The organism is Streptococcus sp. KHUD_016, assembly GCF_051106465.1.
In the GTDB taxonomy this organism is placed as follows: domain Bacteria; phylum Bacillota; class Bacilli; order Lactobacillales; family Streptococcaceae; genus Streptococcus.
The window spans coordinates 167,640-189,367 of sequence record NZ_CP193663.1 but is presented as its reverse complement, the minus strand read 5'-3'; the positions used below and the strand labels follow the sequence as shown (position 1 = coordinate 189,367).

Annotated in this window: 19 protein-coding genes and 1 riboswitch; of the genes, 4 read left to right on the top strand and 15 right to left on the bottom strand. The window is 42.7% G+C overall.

The annotated features are described in order from the left end of the window. Positions 1-5: 5 nt before the first annotated feature. From nrdD to ACORHV_RS00785, 14 genes are all read right to left on the bottom strand, one after another. Complete coding sequence (nrdD, locus tag ACORHV_RS00850; protein WP_000636179.1) at positions 6-2,213, bottom strand: anaerobic ribonucleoside-triphosphate reductase; 2,208 nt, start codon at positions 2,211-2,213, stop codon at positions 6-8. A 129-nt stretch (positions 2,214-2,342) separates the two neighbouring features. Next, positions 2,343-3,860 carry a damage-inducible protein CinA gene (locus ACORHV_RS00845; RefSeq protein ID WP_434398408.1) on the bottom strand — a complete coding sequence of 506 codons (1,518 nt, stop codon included), beginning with the start codon at positions 3,858-3,860 and terminating at the stop codon, positions 2,343-2,345. A gap of 35 nt (positions 3,861-3,895) precedes the next feature. Continuing rightward, complete coding sequence (locus ACORHV_RS00840) at positions 3,896-4,039, bottom strand: hypothetical protein (RefSeq protein WP_000933184.1); 144 nt, start codon at positions 4,037-4,039, stop codon at positions 3,896-3,898. Positions 4,040-4,114: 75 nt separating this feature from the next. Next, positions 4,115-5,647: a cardiolipin synthase gene (gene cls / locus ACORHV_RS00835; RefSeq protein ID WP_434398395.1), complete on the bottom strand. Its 1,533-nt coding sequence runs from the start codon at positions 5,645-5,647 to the stop codon at positions 4,115-4,117. A 284-nt stretch (positions 5,648-5,931) separates the two neighbouring features. Next, entirely contained in the window at positions 5,932-7,083 is a 1,152-nt protein-coding gene (locus ACORHV_RS00830; protein WP_434398393.1) for an iron-containing alcohol dehydrogenase, read from the bottom strand. Between the two features lie 184 nt (positions 7,084-7,267). Continuing rightward, a complete protein-coding gene (locus ACORHV_RS00825; protein WP_000853130.1) occupies positions 7,268-7,723 on the bottom strand; it encodes an SP_0198 family lipoprotein in 456 nt (151 codons plus the stop codon). A 90-nt stretch (positions 7,724-7,813) separates the two neighbouring features. After that, complete coding sequence (locus tag ACORHV_RS00820) at positions 7,814-9,064, bottom strand: bifunctional folylpolyglutamate synthase/dihydrofolate synthase (RefSeq protein WP_434398391.1); 1,251 nt, start codon at positions 9,062-9,064, stop codon at positions 7,814-7,816. 308 nt (positions 9,065-9,372) lie between these two features. Continuing rightward, positions 9,373-9,678 carry a DUF1292 domain-containing protein gene (locus ACORHV_RS00815; protein WP_000017624.1) on the bottom strand — a complete coding sequence of 102 codons (306 nt, stop codon included), beginning with the start codon at positions 9,676-9,678 and terminating at the stop codon, positions 9,373-9,375. A 15-nt stretch (positions 9,679-9,693) separates the two neighbouring features. Then, positions 9,694-10,113 (bottom strand): Holliday junction resolvase RuvX, encoded by a 420-nt coding sequence (gene ruvX / locus ACORHV_RS00810; protein WP_002876031.1) that lies wholly within the window; start codon positions 10,111-10,113, stop codon positions 9,694-9,696. Positions 10,114-10,116: 3 nt separating this feature from the next. After that, the gene (locus ACORHV_RS00805; protein ID WP_000507059.1) at positions 10,117-10,383 is read right to left on the bottom strand and encodes an IreB family regulatory phosphoprotein; all 267 of its coding nucleotides are present in this window, start codon (positions 10,381-10,383) and stop codon (positions 10,117-10,119) included. 86 nt (positions 10,384-10,469) lie between these two features. Next, entirely contained in the window at positions 10,470-11,039 is a 570-nt protein-coding gene (locus ACORHV_RS00800; RefSeq protein WP_000734686.1) for an SP0191 family lipoprotein, read from the bottom strand. A 66-nt stretch (positions 11,040-11,105) separates the two neighbouring features. After that, complete coding sequence (gene spx, locus ACORHV_RS00795; protein WP_000591165.1) at positions 11,106-11,504, bottom strand: transcriptional regulator Spx; 399 nt, start codon at positions 11,502-11,504, stop codon at positions 11,106-11,108. Positions 11,505-11,638: 134 nt separating this feature from the next. Beyond that, complete coding sequence (mgtA, locus tag ACORHV_RS00790) at positions 11,639-14,299, bottom strand: magnesium-translocating P-type ATPase (RefSeq protein WP_000858867.1); 2,661 nt, start codon at positions 14,297-14,299, stop codon at positions 11,639-11,641. A 195-nt stretch (positions 14,300-14,494) separates the two neighbouring features. After that, positions 14,495-14,646: riboswitch (M-box (ykoK) riboswitch) on the bottom strand. A 53-nt stretch (positions 14,647-14,699) separates the two neighbouring features. After that, positions 14,700-15,761, bottom strand: a complete 1,062-nt coding sequence (locus ACORHV_RS00785; protein WP_000952766.1) for a M24 family metallopeptidase — start codon at positions 15,759-15,761, stop codon at positions 14,700-14,702. Between the two features lie 147 nt (positions 15,762-15,908). Here ACORHV_RS00785 and ACORHV_RS00780 point away from each other — a divergent pair, with 147 nt between their 5' ends. Further along, positions 15,909-16,664: a hypothetical protein gene (locus ACORHV_RS00780; protein ID WP_001043930.1), complete on the top strand. Its 756-nt coding sequence runs from the start codon at positions 15,909-15,911 to the stop codon at positions 16,662-16,664. A 37-nt stretch (positions 16,665-16,701) separates the two neighbouring features. Here the strand turns inward: ACORHV_RS00780 and uvrA are convergent, their stop codons facing one another. Beyond that, a complete protein-coding gene (gene uvrA, locus ACORHV_RS00775) occupies positions 16,702-19,527 on the bottom strand; it encodes an excinuclease ABC subunit UvrA (RefSeq protein WP_001152876.1) in 2,826 nt (941 codons plus the stop codon). 136 nt (positions 19,528-19,663) lie between these two features. Between uvrA and ACORHV_RS00770 the strand changes: the two genes are divergently transcribed. From ACORHV_RS00770 to ACORHV_RS00760, 3 genes are read left to right on the top strand one after another with little or no spacing between them, the layout of a single operon-like run. After that, positions 19,664-20,608, top strand: coding sequence for a magnesium transporter CorA family protein (locus tag ACORHV_RS00770; RefSeq protein WP_000815617.1), 945 nt, complete (start codon positions 19,664-19,666; stop codon positions 20,606-20,608). Between the two features lie 11 nt (positions 20,609-20,619). Then, positions 20,620-21,297, top strand: coding sequence for a DUF1129 domain-containing protein (locus ACORHV_RS00765; RefSeq protein ID WP_000077993.1), 678 nt, complete (start codon positions 20,620-20,622; stop codon positions 21,295-21,297). A gap of 15 nt (positions 21,298-21,312) precedes the next feature. After that, a complete protein-coding gene (locus ACORHV_RS00760; RefSeq protein ID WP_000331822.1) occupies positions 21,313-21,660 on the top strand; it encodes a TfoX/Sxy family protein in 348 nt (115 codons plus the stop codon). Positions 21,661-21,728: the final 68 nt, after the last annotated feature.

Sequence of the window (21,728 nt, the reverse complement as noted above, 5' to 3'; positions counted from 1 at the left end):
TCCTTCTAATTTGTTACTTCATGTCCAGCTGTTTTGATAGTAGAGCCATTCATGTGTTTGACACGCGCAGCGATTTCCTTGTGGCGTCCATTAACCATCGGACGCGCTTGAGGATTTCCCAGATAACCACACGTACGTTTGACCACGTCTACTGTTTTAGGGTCGCTATTGCCACAGTTGGGACAAGCGAATCCTCGCTCAGTTGGTTCAAAATCCCCTTCAAAGTCGCACTTGTAGCAACGATCAATCGGAGTATTGGTCCCTAGATAACCGACACGGTCATAGGCATAGTCCCAAACAGCTTCCAAGGCTTTAGGATTTTGTTGAAGAACTGGATACTCACAATAATGGATGAAACCACCTGACGCACCTGCTTCTGGGTAAACTTTCTCAAAGTCTAATTTTTCAAACGGTGTTGGATTTTTACGAACATCGTAGTGGAAAGAGTTGGTGTAGTATTCCTTGTCCGTGATGTCAGGAATAGAGCCGAACTTCTCTGTATCCAAGCGACAGAAGCGGTCTGTCAGACTTTCAGACGGTGTGGAGTAGATAGAGAAATGGTAACCATATTGGTCAGACCACTCTTCCACACGACGTTTCATATCACGAATAATATCCAGTGTGAATTCCTTGGCTTCAGGATTGCTTTCCCAGCTATTTCCAAAGAAGACTGTAGCCACTTCGTACAAACCGATGTAGCCCAGCGAAACTGTCGCACGGCGATTCTTAAAGAGTTGGTCAACACTTTCTTCTTTTCCGAGACGGCGACCGAAGGCTCCGTACTGATAGAGGATAGGGGCATTCGCTGGTGTTGCTTCCTTGGTCCGTTCAACACGGTAAACCAGAGCATCTTCTGCGATATTCATCCGCTCATTGAAGATTTCCCAAAACTTATTCAGATCCCCTTCAGACTCGAGGGCGATACGAGGCAGATTGACCGTCACAACACCTAGATTCATCCGACCTGAATTGACCTCAACACCATTTTCATCTTTCCAGCCTTGGAGGAAGGAGCGACAGCCCATAGGAACCTTGAAAGAACCTGTCAGCTCGATAATCTTATCATAGGACAAGACATCAGGGTACATCCGCTTGGTTGCACACTCGAGGGCCAACTGTTTGATGTCATAGTTCGGAGTCCCTTCTTCCAAGTTAAGGCCTCTTTTCAACGTAAAGATGAGTTTAGGGAAGATGGCTGTACGATGTTCTGATCCAAGACCCTTGATACGAATGGTTAAAATAGCTTTTTGAATTTCACGCTCAAAACGATTGGTTCCCAGACCAAAACCGAGCGAAGTAAAAGGTGTTTGGCCATTTGAAGTGAAGAGAGTGTTGATTTCATACTCGAGAGATTGCATGGCATCGTAGATGTCTTTTTGGGTTTTCTTCCAAGCATAATCTTCCCGTTTGTCAGGCAAGACCCACTCTTCCGCATCTTTGAGGTGTTTTTGGTAATTCTTCTCCGCATACGGAGCCAAGACTTCATCGATACGGTCAGCTGAGCAACCCCCGTACTGGCTAGAAGCAACATTGGCGATGATTTGTGAAATTTGAGCTGTCGCAGTCTGGATAGACTTGGGACTCTCTACCTCTGCATTTCCAATCTTAAAACCATTTTCCAGCATGCCTTTAAAATCAATCAAACAGCAGTTGGTCATCGGAGTGTAGGGGCTGTAGTCCAAGTCATGATAGTGGATATCCCCTTTTTGGTGAGCATTAGCTACGTGCTTAGGAAGCATTTGTAGCCCGATTGATTTCCCAACAATCCCTGCTGTCAAATCACGTTGGGTGTTGAAGACATCGCTGTCTTTATTAGCATTTTCATTAACAACTGCTTGATCTTTATTGAGAAGTTTATGGATACTAAAGTTTATATCTGTCGCTTTTGAGCGCTCAAAATCCCTTTGTGTCCGATAAGTGATATACTCCTCAGCCAGCGCATACTCTTTGGCTTCAAGGAGTTCATGTTCTACGACATTTTGAATTTCGTAAATCTTGACACCTTGAGGGAAGCGGCTGTGAATTTCCGTCACGATTCTTTCAACTAGACCATTTAGGCGTTTTTCTACTAGAGGCGTAACGTCCATAACCTTTTCCGCCGCCTTGTGGAGAGCCTTGTCAATCTTGTCTACATCAAACACCACACGTCTACCATCTCGTTTTTCAACGAACAAGGTGGGAACGGTTGCAAGCTTTTCTTCTAATACAATCATATCCATGCTCTTTTCTAAAATATTGTTGAATTGTTTATATTCAGTATTATACCACTCTAAAAATAAAAATCAATATCTTGTGTTAAAAATCCTAAAAATTTTAAAATTCCACAAGATATTGATTTTTTGTTATTTTGATTTATATAGTTTGAACTCGCTAGTATCTGTCTGAACAAGCTCATAGTTTTCACTGATCCAGCTCTCTACATCTGACCACAAGGCAACTTTTTGATTGACCACAATCATCTTCGGTTGATTCTCTTTCAGGTCATTCATCAGTTTAGTTTTATTTTCATCGCTTGCAGTATAGAGTGTTGGAGTTGATAGAGAAGTTGGCGCCAAGCGCTCACTGGTACGGTAGAAATCAGGACGATCATCCCAAGCATAGACACGATCCTCAGAACTCGTTTGTTGTTTGACCACGCTAGCCAGACGATCTCTCTCCTGATAAGTCGCTGGGTGAGAAAGGTAGCGACTCACGATAGGAAGAACAATGAGATAGGCAAGGGCAATCAGTGGTAGATAGAAATTTCCTTTAAAGAAAGAAGTTTGTTTCTCACGTCTTCTTCTACGACGACTCCCTCCCTCCGAAACATCTTCCTTGATTTCTGTCAGAAGGAGCAGGGCCAAGAAAGGAATTAACACCACAAGACGAGTACCGTTGATAGGCTCTTTGGAGAGAATCAAGATTCCCAAAGAAACCAACACTCCCAAGCTAGCAGCAATTGAGAGGGCATATTGCTTGGCTGGTTTTGACTGGAACAAGCCTGCAAAGAGCAAACCAAGGGAACCTAATCCAATAGCAAGCAAGCCATAGAAGGCTGCATTTTCAAGCAAATGCGAGTTCGAAAAGAGGCTAAGAGTATTTACCGGATACAAGGTCTGGCTAATGGCATCCCCAAAACTACCTGTCCACACTGTATAGTAGCCTAAAGGATAAAATAAGAGCGAAAATCCTAGGGCTGACGCAAAGAACTGATATAGACCATGAACAAAGTGACCTTTGCCTAGATTAAAGCCGATAATCCCCAAGGCCAGTACAGCCGCAAACAAGGCGGTTGGGATTGGCGCAAGGAAGAAAGCGAGAGCAAGGCTCATCCCCACTCGTACAAATCCTTTGTCGTCCTTTGGAAAAGCTAGATAATTTGTAACGATACTCAATGAATAAAATAGGAAAGGCAGGGCTAGCAAAAGAGCATAACCGCCACCAAAAGCGAGACCCGCTACAAGCAAGTATAAAATAAAGACAACTCGCTTCGCTTCCTTTTCTTGGCCGGCAAGAGTATTCGCAGCCTTAAAAAGAAAAACACCTGCTCCAAACAAGGCCAACCACTCAACCAAAGCAATCAGAATACTGCCTTGAAAAAGGTAGGTTAGCACATAATAGAGCAATCCCTCCGTCCCAAAATAATCTGTATACATTTGACCATTTTGATGCAAGGCCCAACCGGTATAAAGATCCTGGGTTTGTTGCGGACTGACTAAACCAAAAATATTAGGTAGGGCAACCGAAATGGCTGTGGCCACTAAACTCCAAAGCAAAATACTAAAAAAGGGAATGGGAGCTCCTTCTCGTTTCTCTGGCACTGACCAGTCTTGGTAATGAGATTCTTCTTGTTTCTCATCTATTTTCCCGTATACGTTCATTCAATTTCTCCTCTAAGTTTATCTGTTTTAGTATATCAAAATCTTACAGGAATGTCAGCTTGGGATTGATATTTGCTGAATTTCTTATCCAATAGCGCAAAGCGTTCGATTTCACGAAAACGGTGGAATCGACTGTTTCTATACTCTCTGATAAAATCATCATCTTCTAGATTAAGCATGGTTTTCTCCTTTACTTATCTATTCGTAAGAAGACAAAAATAAGATCCAGCCTTGGGCTAGATCTTGATGGATAGTTAGAGCATAGGTGCAAACAACTGGACAATTTCCTTGATTAGGCTTTGATACCAGCTGGTTTTGATAGTGTGAGGATAAATTTCTTGAGAAACTTTAAAAATCTCTTCGAAGTCCCTTTCAATATCGATGATGGACTGCGTTCTATAAAGTAAGACGGCATTTTCATAGTGGTGGAGCAAGCTACGATAGTCAAAATTGATGGTCCCCACAGTAGCTGCCTCTCCATCGACAAGCATTTGCTTGCTATGAAGGAATCCCGGACTGTACTCATAAATACGAACCCCCGCAGATAACAAGTCTGGATAGGCTCCTCGAGTAACTAACTGAATAACCTTCTTATCTGGGATACACGGTGTCACAATTCGCACATCTACCCCTCTCAGAGCTGCATTTTTGATACTTTCAGTTAGATCGTAGTCAGCAATCAGATAGGGAGTCGTGATATAGACGTAATCTGTAGCTTGATTGATAAGATTTTGGTAAACCGTTTTTCCAACTTGAGCTCTGTAGATGGGTTTTGGCCCACTACTATAGGGAATACAGAGCCCCATCCCATCTTTGGGCTGATTTTCGAGATGGTATTGGTCAAAATCACTAATCTCTCCACGGTTGATATACCAGGCAGATAAAAAGAGTCTGGTAAAAGCTTTAACTGCCGGTCCATCCAGACGAATACCGCTATCCTTCCAATAACCAAAGCGTTCGATATGGTTGATATACTCGTCTGCTAGATTGACACCACCTGTATAGGCAATCTGCCCATCGATAACCATGATTTTACGGTGATCACGGTTGTTATAAGCAACAGTCAAGCGTGGAATCACCTTGTTAAATTTATGGGCTTCAATCCCTCGGCTACGAAGCTGGATGGTATAATCCCCAGGCAAGGTTGCCATACATCCAATATCGTCGTAGAGGAACTTAACTTCTACTCCTTGAGCAGCCTTTTCTTCCAAAATCTCTAAAATACTGTTCCACATCAAGCCTTCTTCGATGATATAGTACTCAAGAAAGATAAATTTCTCCGCTTTCCTGAGATCCTCTAGCATCTGATGCCACATGCTTTCACCAGATGCAAAAAATCGTGTATCCGTTCGATCATAGACATCGGCATTCGTGTCCATGCTGAGGAGAGATTTGATAACGCCATAAGCCGACTTGTCTTGCTCTTTTAACTCCAAACGGAGAGCTCTGCTATTGTCCTCTCGATCAACCATTGATTGGAGCTGCTTTAGCTGCTTCATTTCTTTTTTAGATAAACGACGCTCTCCAAACATGATATAGAGTAAGGGACCAAACACTGGCACAAAGGCTACTAATAGCCATGTTACCTTACTCTCAGGATTCATAGATCGATTAACAATCGATACAATAGTCGCTAAGCTCACTAAAATGACTAGGATAATCCAGACAATTGGAGCCATCTGCCCTAGATAGAGAAATAAACCAAAGATGATAAACAACTCTGCCAACATGATGGTAATACTGAAACCATATTTGGACATGAGTAGCTGCATTTTTCTAGCTGTCATACATCCCCCTTCCTTTTCTAACATTCTCCTTAACTGCTTGATAAACTACTGTTTCTACTAGTATACCTCAGTTCAGGGGTAGATGGCAACCTTTTACCTTTTTCTATTCAAACTATTCCAAGAACTGCAAGATTCTTAAATTACTCCTTCACTATATGACGTGCTATCCCTTTTTATCTTTTTAACTAGGGTATTAAGAAACTTAAAAAGAACTACCAAAATGATAGTTCTTTCCAATATTATTTATATGTTGGGGAATACGTCCCTTCCACTCTACTTGATTTTTAGAAGAGTTCTTTGTAGAGAGCAATGGTTTCTTCTAAAGTTGGCATAAATGGATTGCCTGGCGCACATGCATCAATCAAAGCATTCTTAGAAAGGTAGTCAAAGTCAAAGTCTTTTTCTTGGATACCGAGTTCGGTGAGTTTCTTCGGAATACCTACTGTTTTAGACAGTTTTTCAATTTCAGCGATAGCATAGTCAGCGCATTCCTGGTCTGTTTTCCCTTCAACATGGAGTCCCAAGGCCTTGGCTACATTGCGGAAAGCTTCTGGTACACGTTTAGCATTTTCACGCTCTACAACTGGAAGAAGCATGGCACAGCAGACACCATGTGGCAAGTTATAAACTGCACCGAGTTGGTGAGCCATAGAATGAACATAGCCCAAACCAGCATTGTTAAAGCTCATACCACCGAGGAAGATGGCATTGACCATCGCCTCACGCGCTTCAATATCTTGGCCATTTGCCACAGCACGAGGAAGATACTCCTTGATGAGTTCAATCGCTCCGATAGAAAGTTTCTTGGTCACATTATAAGCACCTGGTGTTACCAAGGCTTCGACAGCGTGAGTAAGAGCATCCATACCTGTCGCTGCTGTCAATCCTTTCGGCTTTGAAAGCATGAGTTCTGGATCATTGACAGAGATAAGGGCAAGGCTGTTCTTATCAACCATTACCATCTTGACCTTGCGCTCTTCGTCAGTAATAACATAGTTAATGGTGATTTCTGCAGAAGTTCCAGCTGTTGTATTGATCGCAACCACTGGCAACCCTTTTTTAGTAGACTTGTGGAGACCTTCGTAGTCCTGTGGTTTTCCACCATTTGCAGCAATGATAGAGATACAACTAGCCGCATCCTGAGGAGACCCTCCTCCAAGACTGATGATGAAGTCACATCCATGCTCTTTCAGAGCAGCAACCCCATCTGTAACGTTCTTGCAAGTCGGATTTGGCTCCACATCGCTAAAGATTACATAGTCGATCCCTTCAGCATCTAACGGTTTTAGGACTTTGGGTAAAATATCACTACCTTCGATGAACTTATCTGTCACCAAAAGGGCCTTCTTATACCCCAGTTCCTTGATATACGGACCTACTTCATTTACAACACCTTTACCAATAAGGTTAACTGCCGGAACGTAAAATGTAGCCATATGCTTTTCCTCCTGCGCCTTTGCGCTATTTGATTATTTACTATAAGTATACGACCTTATAAGAAGTTTTACAAATATTTGTAAGCGTTTTAAGTAAAAAGTTAGTAAAGAACAGCCAGCCACTTTTTCAAGAAAAAAGCTCCAAAAAGATGGATTTCATCTCATTGGAACTTTTACTTAATCATTATTGCTTAGTTAATACCACTCGGTCAGATGTCTCTCGGTCCATATCGTCGATAATCAATTGATTACCATTAACCGTGTAAATTTTGACATCATCACCGATAATGACACGTTGATTTTCTGGTTCAAAGCTGACTTGCTTGATTTCCTTATCTCCATCTGGCTCGACCTCAGTCCATGTACCAGTTTTACCTGTTACAACAAGAGTGATTTGGTCATTCTCATCTTTTCCAGTATAGGTACCATCGATATTCGTAGGTTGAGCTACAGTAGTGTCCTGACTTGAGGACGCCTGTGGTTGACTAGCACTTGTCGCAGCGCTAGAAGATGATTCTTGTTGAGAAGATGATTGCTGAGCAGATTGCTGGGTAGGGGCTTGTGCCTTAGGTCCACAAGCTGCTAAAAGACTAAGAATTGCTAGGGAAGCAATAGAAAGTGTGAATGTTTTCGTTTTCATAGCGATTTCCTTTCTTTTGTGCCAATGTTTTGCTGGAATCGTTTCCAGATATACCTCCTACCTCAAGTATAACAACTTAAGCCTATAAGGTCAACTAATCTCGTCGCTTCCAACCAAACTCGCTCGGACTTCCGAGATAAAGTAGAGCGAGCCCGTCACGAAAAGCAAGTCCTGATCTTTGGCCTTTTCTTCAAATTCTCTGATAAAACCGCCATAGGAAGAAATCAAATCGTAACCCGCCACATCCTTTTCATCCAGAGAGCCTTGGTAGTCAAAGCCTGTTACCTTAAGTTCCACCTCAGGCAACTGCTTAGATAGATAGCCTAACATCCCCTGATAATCCTTGCGTTTAAGTGCTCCAAAAAGGATGCGAACCTGGTAACCTTGCTGGATTTTCCCTTGGATAAACTCGACTAGACGAGTCAAGGCTGGCAGATTGTGAGCCCCATCTAGGTAGATTTGTGGACGAATCCGTTCCAATCGACCTGCCCAATGTGTCTCCTTCAAAGCCCGTCTGACAAACTCTTCTTCGACCCTTTCACCTCTTGACGCCATAAACAGAAGAAAAGTTTCTAAAGCCAAGGCGGCATTTTCTTGCTGATAAGCACCTTCTAAACCGATTTCAAGCTGTGAAAAGTTTGCTAGCTTACTTGAAAAATCCCCAGCATTCAAGGTGAAGTCTCGCCCAGCTTGATAAAGTTCGACAGCTAACTCTCTCGCTTTACTTTGACAGACAAGCTCCGCTTCTGGAGTAAGCTTGGCAATGACTGCCTTCTTGCCAGCCTTGAAAATACCAGCTTTCTGCTCGGCTATTTCCTCCAGACTATCGCCCAAGGTCTCCTGATGATCTAGCCCAATCGAAGCAATAACTGCAATCTCTCCTGTTACGACATTAGTGGTATCAAGCAAACCACCAATCCCCACTTCTAGCAGAACCAGATCCACTCCCTGCTCTTTAAAGTAAAGCAAAGCAATCAGAGTCAGTAATTCAAAAAAGGACAACTGGTCATAGGTTTGCAAAAGCGTCTTTTCCATCTCATTGACCTGCTCCGCCAAACGGATAAAATCTGCATCAGCAATCGGTTGCCCATTAATACAGATTCGATCATGGATGCTGATGATATGAGGAGAGGTAAAAGTACCAACTTTTTTACCATGAGCAACAAACAACTCCCTCATGAAGGCAATAGTTGACCCTTTACCGTTAGTCCCTGTTACGTGGATAATAGGATAAGTCTTCTCAGGATTCCCCAGCAAATCCACTGCTCGCTGCATTCGTCCAAGTCCAGATCTAAAGTTTAAACCAATCCGACTATGCAGCCATTTTTCTACTTCAAACATACATGTCTCCTTAACAAAAGTCCAATCAACTACCGCATCAAAGTATGATTACAAATAAAAAACGAGGTCGGGACTAAAATCCCGACCTCTTACCTGGTTAGCCAATCACTAGCTACTATGAATTTCAACGTGAGCTAAAGACGTCCACCGGACATTCCAACTCTTCCAATTTTTAGGAGTTGGGGGTGATACAGTCTCCCAGACTTACCAGTTCTCTCTTATTTTAAGGAACTGGGCTAAAAATATCCCTCGGACATTCCTGCGTTTCTAATTTCTGGCGCAGGGCTAAAAATGTCCCCCGGACATTTTTACTCTTCCATAAAGCTGTTGAAGACTTCTTCAATCATGTTCCATTCGTCTTCTGAGTCTTCTGGGATTGGTTGCAATTCGCCTTCTGTTCCGTCTTCATTTTCGATGAATGAGTAAGCTTGAATTTCAACTTCACCATTTTCATCTTCTTCTGCATTAACTGGCACTAGAAGAACATAATTTTTACCAAATTCTTCTTTCCCATCGATGGTCAAAAGAATTTCAAACAAGGTTTCATTTCCTTGCTCATCTACTAGTGTAATCAATTCACGTTCTTCGTGGTCATGGTTGTGATCGTGTGACATAGTTTCTCCTCTGTCTTAAAATTTTCTATCTAAATAATTTTGCAAAATCAGCTGAGCAGCCAACTTATCAATAACTTTCTTGCGTTTGTTACGACTGATATCTGCTTGTTCAATCAACATACGCTCCGCAGCGACCGTTGTCAAACGCTCATCCTGATAGTCTACTGGCAAACCAAAGAGTTCTTCTAGCTTGGCACCATAGGCTTGACTGGCTTCTACTCGCGGACCGCTGGTATTGTTCATGTTTTTTGGCAAACCTACTACAAAGCGTTCTACCTTATAGCTGTCAACCAATTCCTTGATGCGGTCAAAACCAAACTGGCCCTGGTCCTCATTAATCTGGATGATTTCAAGTCCCTGAGCGGTGAAACCGAGCGGATCGCTAATAGCCACCCCTACTGTTTTTGAACCGACGTCCAATCCCATAATTCTCATAGATTATAGATCGACTCCTTGTCCTTTTAGGTAGTAGCGTACCAATTCTTCAACAATTTCATCACGCTCATACTTACGGATTTGATTTCGTGCATTGTTATAACGAGGAACGTAGGCAGGGTCTCCACTCAATACATAACCGACGATCTGGTTAATCGGATTGTAGCCCTTGTCATTCAAAGAAGCATAAACATCTGTCAATGTTTCGCTAATTTCTTTCTTATTGGAATCATCCAATTTAAACCGTACAGTTTCTTCAGTAAATCCCATTCTAACACCCTCTTTCCTTAGAATAGTACTATTATAGCACATTCCCTGACGTTCTACAAATAAGTCAGTCTATTAATTTGGATTTTCTATTGTTCTGTCGCCCCATTTGCCACTCTATCTGCAATATATTGGCTAGGTTCGTTTTTTAAGAGATTTTCAAGGCCGATATTTTTTAAATATTCCAGCTGAGATGCCTTTTTGACATCCAATACTTGAAAATCATAAGTCGTTGTCGTCTGGATTTCTATCTCGCTGAGTAGCTTGGTTTCCAGTTTGAATCCTGCTAGTTTGCGTGCCTCTTGGATGGTCTCATCCTTTTCTTCCGCTTCTAGAAGCGCTTTTTGCGTCTCCTCTAGGCCATTTTCAGAGATAAAGGTCTTGAGTTCATCCCCGACAGGTCGTTTTTGCTGGATGGTCAAGGTCAAAAACTGATTGCCTTTATAAGTAATGGTCTGAATCTGCTGCGTTCCATTTTCTGACTTCGGCATCAGCAAGGTCTTGGTGACAACCGTATTCTTTTCGGCATTGTCCAAAACGGGAAGGTTGGATTGGAGAGGTTCAGATGCTGTTGTAGAAGCAGCAGGGGTTTCCTTTTTTTGCCCACATCCCGCAAGCAAAAAGAGGAGAGCAAAACTAGCAATTAGTAACTTTTTCATAATTCCTCACATGATTTTAAAACAAAAGAGCAAACAAGGCTAGGAGTCACTCCCAGCCTTGATGTTTTATAGAGCTGCACGTAGACGTGCTTCTGCATTTTCTACATTACGGACAGAGCGTGGCAAGAAGGCACGGATATCATCTTCTTTATAGCCGACTTGTAGGCGCTTCTCATCAACGAGAATCGGACTCTTTAAGATCCGTGGTGTTTCCATGATTAAGTTGAGCACTTCATTGACACTCAAATCCTCGATGTCAACTCCAAGTGCCTTAGCGTAGCGGTTTTTTGACGAAACGATACTGGCAATTCCATTATCTGTTTTCGTGAGAATATCTAATAACTCTTCTCTTGTAATTCCTTCTTTACCGAGATTTTGTTCTTTATAACTTAACTGGTGGGCATTGAGCCAGGTTTTCGCTTTTTTACAGCTAGTACAACTTGAGACTGTATAAATTTTGATCATGTACCTACCCCTTTCGCTACATGTTACTATCAGTTTAGTCTATTATACCATAAAAAACATCCGACTTGCGACCTATTTTTAAAAAAAATTAACTTTTTTCGCGATTTTCGTACTTTTTTCTTGACAAAATCAATTTATAACCAACTTTTAAATTTTTTGATATACAATCGTTTTACAACTGTAACACTTATCATATAGAGAACGATAATCAAAAGCAAAAAGAGGAAATAAATTGGTTCCAAAGGGGTTAAATGAAGCAGGCTAGCAATTGAAGAGTAGGGAAGGAAGGTCACAAAACTAGCTGCTAGCAAGGTTGTTCCAAGAACAAACCATGATGGACGACTTTGTAAGAAAGGAAGTTTTGCTGAACGAAGCATATGGATAACCATGGTTTGGGACCACATGGATTCAATGAACCAACCTGTCTGGAACAAAATGATAAAGCCCGTTGCAGACTCTGCTCCGTGAGCATAAGCTTGACCTGTCGCCATTGGAACAATGACAAAATAGAGCAAGATAAAGGTCAAAATATCAAAGGCAGAAGAAATCGGACCCATCCAAATCATAAAACGAGTAATAGACTTAGCTTCCCACTTATGGGGATGCTTCAAAAAGTCTTCATCTACATTATCAAATGGCAAGGCAATGCAAGAAAGGTCGTAGACGAGGTTTAACACAATCAAGTGAATCGGAGCCATAGGAAGGAAAGGTAAAAAGATACCAGACACTAGCAGAGAGAAAATGTTCCCGAAATTAGAGCTGACCGTCATCTTGATATATTTGGTCATGTTGGCATAGACTTTGCGTCCTTCAACCAGCCCTTTTTCAAGCACCATCAAATCCTTATCTAACAAAATGACATCAGCCGTTTCTTTGGCAATATCTACTGCTGTATCAACAGAAATCCCCACATCTGCCACTTTCATAGAAGGGGCATCATTGATCCCATCTCCCATATAGCCGACACAATGTCCATTCGATTTGATTTGTAAAATGATTCGTGCTTTTTGATCCGGAGAGAGTTTGGCAAAGACAGTCACTTTCTCAACTGCTTGGGCCAATTCTTCGTCCGTCATAGCGTCAATATCAGAACCCAACAAGATTTGATCAACGTCTAAACCAACTTTTTCGCATACTGCTTGGGTTACCTTCTCATTGTCTCCCGTCAAGATCTTTGTTTGAACACCGTGTTCTAACAAAGCTTGGATAGCAGGTGCTGCTGATGGTTTTGGTGGATCTAGAAAGGCAAGATATCCGGTTAGAATCATCTCTTTTTCATCTTCAACGGAGTAAGCAAAACCTTCTTTTAGGCCTGTTTTATAGGCGACTCCCAAGACTCGCAATCCCTGTTGATTAAGTTGATCTACTTCTTTTAAGATTTCCACTCGGATATCATCCGTCAGAGGGCTAATCTGACCTTGATATTCCACATGGGTTGAAATCGCAAGCATTTCCTCTAGGGCACCCTTGGTTACCAAACTAACAACTTCGTTTTCATCCTTGACGATGACACTCATCCGTCTACGTTCAAAGTCAAATGGAAGTTCATCGATTTTTTGGAAGCTAGTATCCAAATTTTGTAGAATAGCGTGTTCTTTAGCTTCTTTTTCAGTTCTACTGATAATGGCACGGTCCATCAAGTTTTTCAAACCGGTTTGAAAATAGGAATTGAGATAGGCACGTCTCAACACAGATAAATCCAAATCTCCATGTATATCCAAAGGATATTCAAGGACAATTTCGTCTTGGGTAAGGGTTCCGGTTTTATCTGTGCATAGGATATCAATAGCACCTAGGTCTTGTATGGCATTGAGTTTTTTGATGACGACTTTTTCCTTGGCCATGATAATGGAGCCTTTTGCTAGACTAGCAGTGATAATCATGGGAAGCATCTCAGGTGTCAATCCAACACCAACACTCAGTGCAAACACACCTGCTTCCAGCCAGTCTCCATCTGTCAAGCCATTGGAGAGAAAGACGATGGGAACCATGACTAACATCAAACGGATCAAGAGCCAAGAGATACTGTTCATCTCCCGCTCAAAAGAGGTTGGTTCGTCATAGGTATTGAGAGTCTGCTCGATTTCTCCCATCATGGTGTCATCACCGACCGCTAGAATCAAAGCCTTGGCACTTCCTGATATCACATTGGTTCCCATAAAAGCGAGCGCTTCTGCTTCTAGCAGACTATCAAAGTTTGACTGACTCATTTTTGACAAGGCTAGTTTCTCAACCGAGTCACTTTCACCTGTCAAACCAGACTGTTGAACAAAGAAATCACGTGATTCAATTAAAATGAGGTCTGCTGGAATCATATCCCCAGCACTTAACTTGACTATATCTCCAACGACCAAATCTTCAATTGCGACCTCTAAACTCTGGCCTTCGCGGATAACTGTGGCTGTGTTCACAATCATTTTGGATAGATTGGTCGCAGCCTTGTCACTCCGCAATTCTTGAACAAAGCGTATGCCACCAGAGATTAGAACGAGAACGACGATGATGATAGAGGTCGTCGGATCTTCTTGCCCAGGCTTCGCCAACCAGACATTGGTCACCATGGAAATCATAGCGATGACCAACAGGATGATTGTAAATGGATTGATAATCGATTCGTAAATCTTTTTGAAGATACTGTCTTCTTGACCCTTGGTGATGGTGTTTTCGCCATATAGGTCACGATTTTTCTCCACCTGCTCCTCAGTCAAGCCTGTTAGACTTGTCTTATAAAAAGATAGAGTTTCGTTTAAAGGTGTGTGAATAGCTACTGCTAATCTTTCTTTTGTAGTTTTCATTGGTTTCTCCTATCTGTATGAATGATGTGTTTCATACACAGAGACCAATCACTTTATAAGGGCAGAACGACACAAATCAGCGATTGGCTGTGTATGTGCGGTTCTGGATGATCGTCAATTTGCATCGTTTGTCTCCTTTCCTTGTTCTAAAACAGTAGAAAATCCCACCATAAAATGGCAGGATTAAAAAACTAGTTATCTGTTTTTTCGTTCAAGCTTTAACTCCATAGGGCGATGTAATGAGCTTAGTCTTGGCCTTCGCGACCAGGACTGTTGACCAACGAGTAGTGTCTCCACTGCTTTGCGGTAGTCATCCGTATCCCTATGGTAGCCTCACCTACCGTTTTCGTCTATCAGTATAAACCTTTAAAATATAAAAGTCAATGATTTATCTCATTTTTTAGATAACAATCAATTCTTTTGGAGCAAGTGTCAATAACTCACAACCGTTATCTGTAATCAGGATATCATCTTCAATACGAACCCCGTATTTATCTTCAATATAAATGCCTGGTTCATCAGTCAAGACCATACCAGCCTTGATTGGCTCTTCTGACTTGCCAAAGTAAGGAATTTCATGGATATCCAAACCAATCCCATGTCCAATCCCGTGGCTGAAGTAAGGACCGTAGCCTGCATCGTTAATAATCTGGCGCGGAATCCTGTCAAAATCAATTCGACTGAGACCAGCCTTGGCTGCATCTATGAGGGCTTGATTGCTGCGCAGGACAATATCATAAATCTCCCGCTCTTCATCTGTCACCTGCCCCACATGAACTGTCCGCGTCATATCGCTGACATAGTGGTTGTAGTAGCAACCAAAGTCCATGGTCAGGGTTTCACCCTTTTGAATGACCTTGTCACTAGCCACGCCATGTGGCATAGCAGAGCGGTAGCCCGAAGCGATGATAAAATCAAAAGAGGCACCTGAAGCACCTAGCTGGCGCATACGGGCATCTAAAAAGTTCATAACGGCTAGCTCAGTCGTCTCACCGGGCTTGATAAAATCCAGTACATCTAGGAAGGCTTGGTCAGAAATCTGGCAGGCCCTACGAATGGTTGCGATTTCTTGCTCATCCTTGATCATCCGCAGATTTTCAATAAAACCAGTCATTGGAACCAGCTCATGACCAGCAAACACACTTTCCAGCATCTTGAAGTAAGCATAGGAAATCTCGTCATCAAAGCCAATTTTTTCCAGCTTGTCGTCCGCTATAATTTTAGCAATTTCACCAACCGCATCGCGCGTTTCCACAATGTCAAAGCCCTCAACCACGCCCTTGGCAATAAGAGTATAACGAGAATCCGTCAGAAAAATCCGGCGCTTTTTACTGATGAAAACTGTCGCCTCTGTCCCGCTGAAACCAGTCAGATAGTAAATATTCTTCAGATTGGTTACTAAGACAGCATCACACTCTGTCTGTTTTAAGGCTACTTCAAATTTTTCAACTCTTGATAACATGAGAAAACCTCCATAAAATGATTTAATTTATTATAGCAAAAAAATATCGAAAATAATACAATCTATATAGCTAAGATTAGATAAAATTGACATTTGAAAGCGCTTAATGTATAATTTCTGTTAAACAAGAAAGAATGAGGTATCGATATGAATAAAACAGAATTGCTGTTACAAAGACTAGATGAGATTGGTCAGTCTCTAAAAGATTCGAACCAAGCACTAGCTTTGCTGGCGCTTGGTTCTTGCGGAACAGAAAGAGAACGATTGGATCAGTACTCAGATTTAGACTTCTTTGTTATTGTAAAAGATGGCTACAAGCAGACTTATATCCAAGACCTAACCTGGTTAAGTAAGCTAGAACCAATTGCATTTCACTACCAAAATACAGTGGACGGACATAAAGTTCTATTTGAAGATGATGTTTTTTGTGAATTTGCTGTCTTTGAAGCTCAAGAACTAGTAAACATTCCCTTCTCTGAAGGCAAGATTATCTGGAAGGAGGTCGGTTTTGATGAAACAATCTGTCAGCCACAAAGACTGCCATCAAAAGAAAACAGAGACCGTGAATGGTTGTTGGGAGAAATTTTATGTAATCTATATTTAGGGCTAGGTCGTTATCAGCGAGGCGAAAAATTAGCTGCTTATGATTTAATACAAAACAGAACCGTCAAGCTTTGGACTGAACTAATCAGTTTGGAAACAACTTCTAAATCTAATTTTATAGATATCTTTAATACCAACAGACGATTTGAAGAAGGTTATCCAAAGGAAGCCAAGCAATTGCCTCACTTTTTGCAAGGTTACGAACGCATTTCTGAGTCTGCTCAAGCACTCCTAGAATATCTGGATAAACACTATTCTCTTAACTCATTTATAAAAGAAAAAATTCGTAATTTATTATAAAAAAGACTCTGCCTAAAAAAGCAGAGCCTTTTAAATCTTATTTTAACTTTCCTTTCAAATACTGTCCTGTGTAGCTGGCTTCATTGGCCGCTACTTCTTCTGGGGTTCCTGTTGCGATGATGGTTCCACCACCGACACCGCCCTCAGGTCCCAAATCGATGATATGGTCTGCTGTCTTGATAACATCTAGATTGTGCTCGATGACGAGGACAGTATTCCCATCGTCGACAAAGCGAGCCAAGACTTTAAGCAAGCGAGCGATATCCTCAGTGTGAAGCCCTGTAGTTGGCTCATCCAGAATGTAGAAGGATTTCCCTGTCGAGCGTTTGTGGAGTTCACTAGCCAACTTCATACGCTGAGCTTCTCCTCCAGAAAGGGTGGTAGCCGGTTGCCCTAGCGTTACATAGCCCAGCCCCACATCCTTGATGGTCTGAAGTTTACGCTGAATCTTGGGAATGTGTTGGAAGAATTCCACCGCATCGTTGACGGTCATGTCCAAAACCTGCGAGATATTCTTTTCCTTATAGTGGACTTCTAGGGTTTCACTGTTGTAGCGAGTCCCGTGGCAGACTTCACAAGCCACGTATACATCTGGCAAGAAGTGCATCTCGATCTTGATAATCCCGTCACCTGAGCAGGCTTCGCAACGACCGCCCTTGATGTTGAAACTGAAACGGCCCTTCTTGTAGCCTCGAATCTTAGCTTCGTTTGTCTGGGCAAAAAGGTCACGTATATCGTCAAAAACTCCCGTATAGGTAGCCGGGTTAGACCTTGGCGTTCGCCCGATTGGACTCTGGTCAATATCAATCAAGCGGTCTACATGCTCAATCCCTGTAATCGTCTTAAATTTACCAGGCTTGTCTGAATTGCGATTGAGCTTCTGCGCAATGGCTTTTTTGAGGATGCTGTTGATTAAGGTCGATTTCCCTGAACCTGACACACCTGTCACCGCGATGAATTTTCCTAATGGGAAGCGAGCAGTGATATTTTGCAAGTTGTTCTCACGCGCACCTGTCACTTCGATAAAGCGACCATTTCCGGCACGGCGCTCTTCTGGTACTGGAATGGCACGTTTACCTGACAAGTACTGGCCTGTAATAGACTTACTATTACGGGCCACCTGCTTGGGTGTTCCTGCAGCAACAATCTCGCCACCAAAAACACCGGCACCTGGACCAACGTCAATCAGATAATCCGCCTCGCGCATGGTATCTTCGTCGTGTTCCACCACGATGAGAGTATTGCCCAAGTCACGCATCTTTTTCAGACTAGCAATCAGGCGGTCATTATCCCTCTGGTGAAGACCAATCGACGGCTCATCCAGGATATAAAGGACACCTGATAGGTTGGACCCAATCTGGGTTGCCAAGCGAATACGCTGACTCTCTCCACCTGATAGGGTTCCTGCCGAACGTGACAGGGTCAGATAGTTAAGACCTACGTTATTGAGGAAGGTCAATCGATCCTTGATTTCCTTGAGAATGGGACGGGCGATAATCGCTTCATTTTCAGACAAGGTCAGCTGGCTCACCAACTCCAAGTGGTCTGCGATAGACAGATCTGAGATTTCACCAATATGTGGTCCTTGCTCACCACCCACACGGACAGACAAGGCCTGATCGTTGAGACGATAGCCATGACAGGTTCCACAAGTCAGCTCATTCATGTAGAGTCGCATCTGGGTACGGGTGTAGTCACTGTTAGTCTCATGGTAACGACGCTTGATATTATTGACAACTCCCTCAAAAGGAATGTCAATATCGCGCACACCGCCAAATTCATTTTCATAGTGGAAATGGAATTCCTTGCCATCAGACCCGTAAAGAATCAAGTTTTTATCTTCTTCTGACAAGTCCTCAAAAGGCTTATCCATATCCACTCCAAAGGCTGTCATGGCCTGCTCTAGCATATTTGGATAGTAGTTGGATGAGATAGGATTCCAAGGTGCTAATGCTCCCTCACGCAAAGTTTTGCTGGTATCAGGAACCACCAAGTCAACATCCACCTCCAGCTTGATGCCCAAACCATCACACTCACTACACGAGCCAAACGGGGCATTGAAGGAGAAGAGACGAGGCTCTAACTCTGGTACTGTAAAACCACAAACTGGACAGGCATAATGCTCAGAAAAGAGCAACTCAGAATCGTCCATAGTGTCGATAATGACATAACCTTCTGCGATACGAAGGGCTGCCTCAATGGAGTCAAAGAGACGACTACGAATGCCCTCCTTGATGACGATACGGTCAACAACAACATCGATATTGTGTTGCTTGCTCTTCGACAACTCTGGCACTTCGGTCACATCATAGACTTCCCCATCCACACGGACACGAACATAACCGTCTTTCTGAACCTTCTCAATGACACTCTTATGTTGGCCTTTTTTCTTGCGGATGACAGGGGCCAAAATCTGCAAGCGTTGGCGTTCTGGCAATTCCAAGACCTTATCCACAATTTGCTCCACAGAAGAAGCCTTGATAGCCCCATGCCCGTTGATACAGTAAGGCGTCCCCACACGTGCGTAGAGGAGACGCAGATAATCATTGATTTCAGTCGTCGTTCCAACGGTCGAGCGCGGGTTTTTGCTAGTCGTTTTTTGGTCGATGGAAATAGCTGGGCTGAGGCCATCAATAGCATCCACGTCTGGTTTTTCCATGTTGCCCAAAAACTGGCGAGCATAGGCTGATAGACTCTCTACATAGCGACGTTGGCCCTCAGCATAGAGGGTATCAAAGGCCAGACTGGATTTCCCAGACCCTGACAAACCAGTCACAACAACCAGCTTGTCTCGCGGAATCTCCACATCAATATTTTTTAAGTTATGGGCACGTGCCCCATGAATCACAATTTTATCTTGCATCTTTGTTCTTTCTAGTCCATTATTGCTTTCCATTATACCAAAAAATGTGAAATTCTATTACCCAAAAAGCTGTTTTTATAGTATAATAGTACGGTGCAAAAAATGAATCACTGAATAGTAGGAAAGGATAGGGGATATGAAACAAGTTTTTCTCTCAACAACAACGGAATTTAAAGAGATCGACACGCTTGAACCAGGTACTTGGATCAACCTCGTCAATCCTACACAAAATGAATCGTTGGAAATCGCTAACGCCTTCGACATTGACATTGCCGACCTTCGAGCACCGCTCGATGCGGAAGAAATGTCCCGTATTACCATCGAAGATGAGTACACTTTGATCATCGTGGACGTTCCCATCACAGAGGAAAGAAACAATCGTACCTACTACGTTACGATTCCGCTGGGGATTATCATCACAGAGGAAACCATTATCACCACCTGCTTGGAACCCCTCCCCGTTCTCGATGTCTTTATCAACCGTAGACTGCGCAACTTTTACACCTTCATGCGTTCACGCTTTATCTTCCAGATTCTCTATCGCAACGCCGAACTTTACCTTACGGCCCTTCGTTCGATTGACCGTAAGAGTGAACAAATCGAAAGTCAACTTCACAAATCCACTCGAAACGAAGAGCTGATTGAGCTCATGGAATTGGAAAAGACCATCGTCTATTTCAAGGCCTCACTGAAGACGAACGAGCGCGTGATTAAGAAATTGACTAGCGCAACTAGCAATATCAAGAAATACCTAGAAGACGAAGACCTACTCGAAGACACTCTGATTGAAACCCAACAGGCCATCGAGATGGCAGATATCTATGGAAATGTCCTTCACTCTATGACAGAGACCTTTGCCTCTATCATTTCCAACAACCAGAACAACATCATGAAGACCCTGGCTCTCGTGACCATCGTTATGTCTGTCCCAACCATGATCTTCTCAGCCTACGGGATGAACTTTAAGGATAATGAAATCCCTCTAAACGGTGAGCCTCATGCCTTCTGGTTAATCGTCTTTATCGCCTTTGCTATGAGTGTTTCGCTCACTCTCTATCTCATCCATAAAAAATGGTTCTAAGAGGAATCCCTATGTCTCAGATTGATTTACAAAAATTAACTAAGAAAAACCAAGAGTTTATCCACATCGCTACCCAACAATTTATTAAAGATGGTAAAACAGACGCTGAAATCAAGGCTGTCTTTGAGGAAGTCATTCCTAAAATCCTTGAAGAGCAAGCCAAGGGGACGACTGCACGTTCCCTCTACGGGGCTCCAACCCACTGGGCTCATAGCTTCACTGTCAAGGAGCAATACGAAAAAGAGCATCCAAAAGAAAATGACGATCCAAAACTCATGATTATGGACTCAGCCCTTTTTATCACCAGTCTCTTTGCATTGGTTAGCGCTCTGACTACCTTCTTCTCTACAGATCAGGCTATTGGCTATGGCTTGATTACCCTCTTGTTGGTTGGACTTGTAGGAGGACTTGCCTTCTACTTGATGTACTACTTTGTCTACCAGTACTATGGACCAGACACAGATCGTAGCCAGCGCCCTCCTTTCTGGAAATCAATCCTCGTCATCCTCGCTGCTATGCTTCTTTGGTTGGTTGTCTTCTTTGCAACAAGCTTCCTACCAGCCAACCTCAATCCAGTCCTTGCTCCATTGCCTTTGGCTGTCCTAGGAGCAGCCCTTCTCGCCCTTCGCTTCTATCTCAAGAAACGTTTCAATATCCGAAGCGCAAGCGCAGGCCCATCACGTTATTAAGAGAAGTGAAAAGCTATGGCATATAGTCAATCTTTAGCTCAGCAGATTCGAAAAATTCTAGCACTCAAACTTCCTCCCCAAATTTTCGAAGAAGAGCTAGAAGAAAAGAAACTGTTTGGTGGCCTTGCCTTTATGATTCGTGGGAAAATGGTCCTTACAGTCAGTTCCAGAAAGGACGAACTGGTTATGGTCAGAATTGGCAAAGAAATAGAAAAGCAAGTTCTACCCCGAACAGGAGCTCATACTACATTGATGAGAGGGCGACCTTATCATGGCTATATAGACCTAGATATTGAAGGTCAAAAAGAACTTCCTTACTGGATTGATTTAGCTCTCTCCTATAATCAAGAGTTGACCAAGTAACTCATATCTAGTGAGATTAGAGATTAGAAAAACGAAAAGCAACTGCACAGGCGGTTGCTTTTCACTTG

Bases quoted from the DNA above. Each gene is read 5' to 3' on its own strand.
- nrdD (WP_000636179.1), bottom strand. From the start codon at position 2,213: ATGATTGTATTAGAAGAAAAGCTTGCAACCGTTCCCACCTTGTTCGTT.
- ACORHV_RS00845 (WP_434398408.1), bottom strand. From the start codon at position 3,860: ATGAACGTATACGGGAAAATAGATGAGAAACAAGAAGAATCTCATTAC.
- ACORHV_RS00840 (WP_000933184.1), bottom strand. From the start codon at position 4,039: ATGCTTAATCTAGAAGATGATGATTTTATCAGAGAGTATAGAAACAGT.
- cls (WP_434398395.1), bottom strand. From the start codon at position 5,647: ATGACAGCTAGAAAAATGCAGCTACTCATGTCCAAATATGGTTTCAGT.
- ACORHV_RS00830 (WP_434398393.1), bottom strand. From the start codon at position 7,083: ATGGCTACATTTTACGTTCCGGCAGTTAACCTTATTGGTAAAGGTGTT.
- ACORHV_RS00825 (WP_000853130.1), bottom strand. From the start codon at position 7,723: ATGAAAACGAAAACATTCACACTTTCTATTGCTTCCCTAGCAATTCTT.
- ACORHV_RS00820 (WP_434398391.1), bottom strand. From the start codon at position 9,064: ATGTTTGAAGTAGAAAAATGGCTGCATAGTCGGATTGGTTTAAACTTT.
- ACORHV_RS00815 (WP_000017624.1), bottom strand. From the start codon at position 9,678: ATGTCACACGATCACAACCATGACCACGAAGAACGTGAATTGATTACA.
- ruvX (WP_002876031.1), bottom strand. From the start codon at position 10,113: ATGAGAATTATGGGATTGGACGTCGGTTCAAAAACAGTAGGGGTGGCT.
- ACORHV_RS00805 (WP_000507059.1), bottom strand. From the start codon at position 10,383: ATGGGATTTACTGAAGAAACTGTACGGTTTAAATTGGATGATTCCAAT.
- ACORHV_RS00800 (WP_000734686.1), bottom strand. From the start codon at position 11,039: ATGAAAAAGTTACTAATTGCTAGTTTTGCTCTCCTCTTTTTGCTTGCG.
- spx (WP_000591165.1), bottom strand. From the start codon at position 11,504: ATGATCAAAATTTATACAGTCTCAAGTTGTACTAGCTGTAAAAAAGCG.
- mgtA (WP_000858867.1), bottom strand. From the start codon at position 14,299: ATGAAAACTACAAAAGAAAGATTAGCAGTAGCTATTCACACACCTTTA.
- ACORHV_RS00785 (WP_000952766.1), bottom strand. From the start codon at position 15,761: ATGTTATCAAGAGTTGAAAAATTTGAAGTAGCCTTAAAACAGACAGAG.
- ACORHV_RS00780 (WP_001043930.1), top strand. From the start codon at position 15,909: ATGAATAAAACAGAATTGCTGTTACAAAGACTAGATGAGATTGGTCAG.
- uvrA (WP_001152876.1), bottom strand. From the start codon at position 19,527: ATGCAAGATAAAATTGTGATTCATGGGGCACGTGCCCATAACTTAAAA.
- ACORHV_RS00770 (WP_000815617.1), top strand. From the start codon at position 19,664: ATGAAACAAGTTTTTCTCTCAACAACAACGGAATTTAAAGAGATCGAC.
- ACORHV_RS00765 (WP_000077993.1), top strand. From the start codon at position 20,620: ATGTCTCAGATTGATTTACAAAAATTAACTAAGAAAAACCAAGAGTTT.
- ACORHV_RS00760 (WP_000331822.1), top strand. From the start codon at position 21,313: ATGGCATATAGTCAATCTTTAGCTCAGCAGATTCGAAAAATTCTAGCA.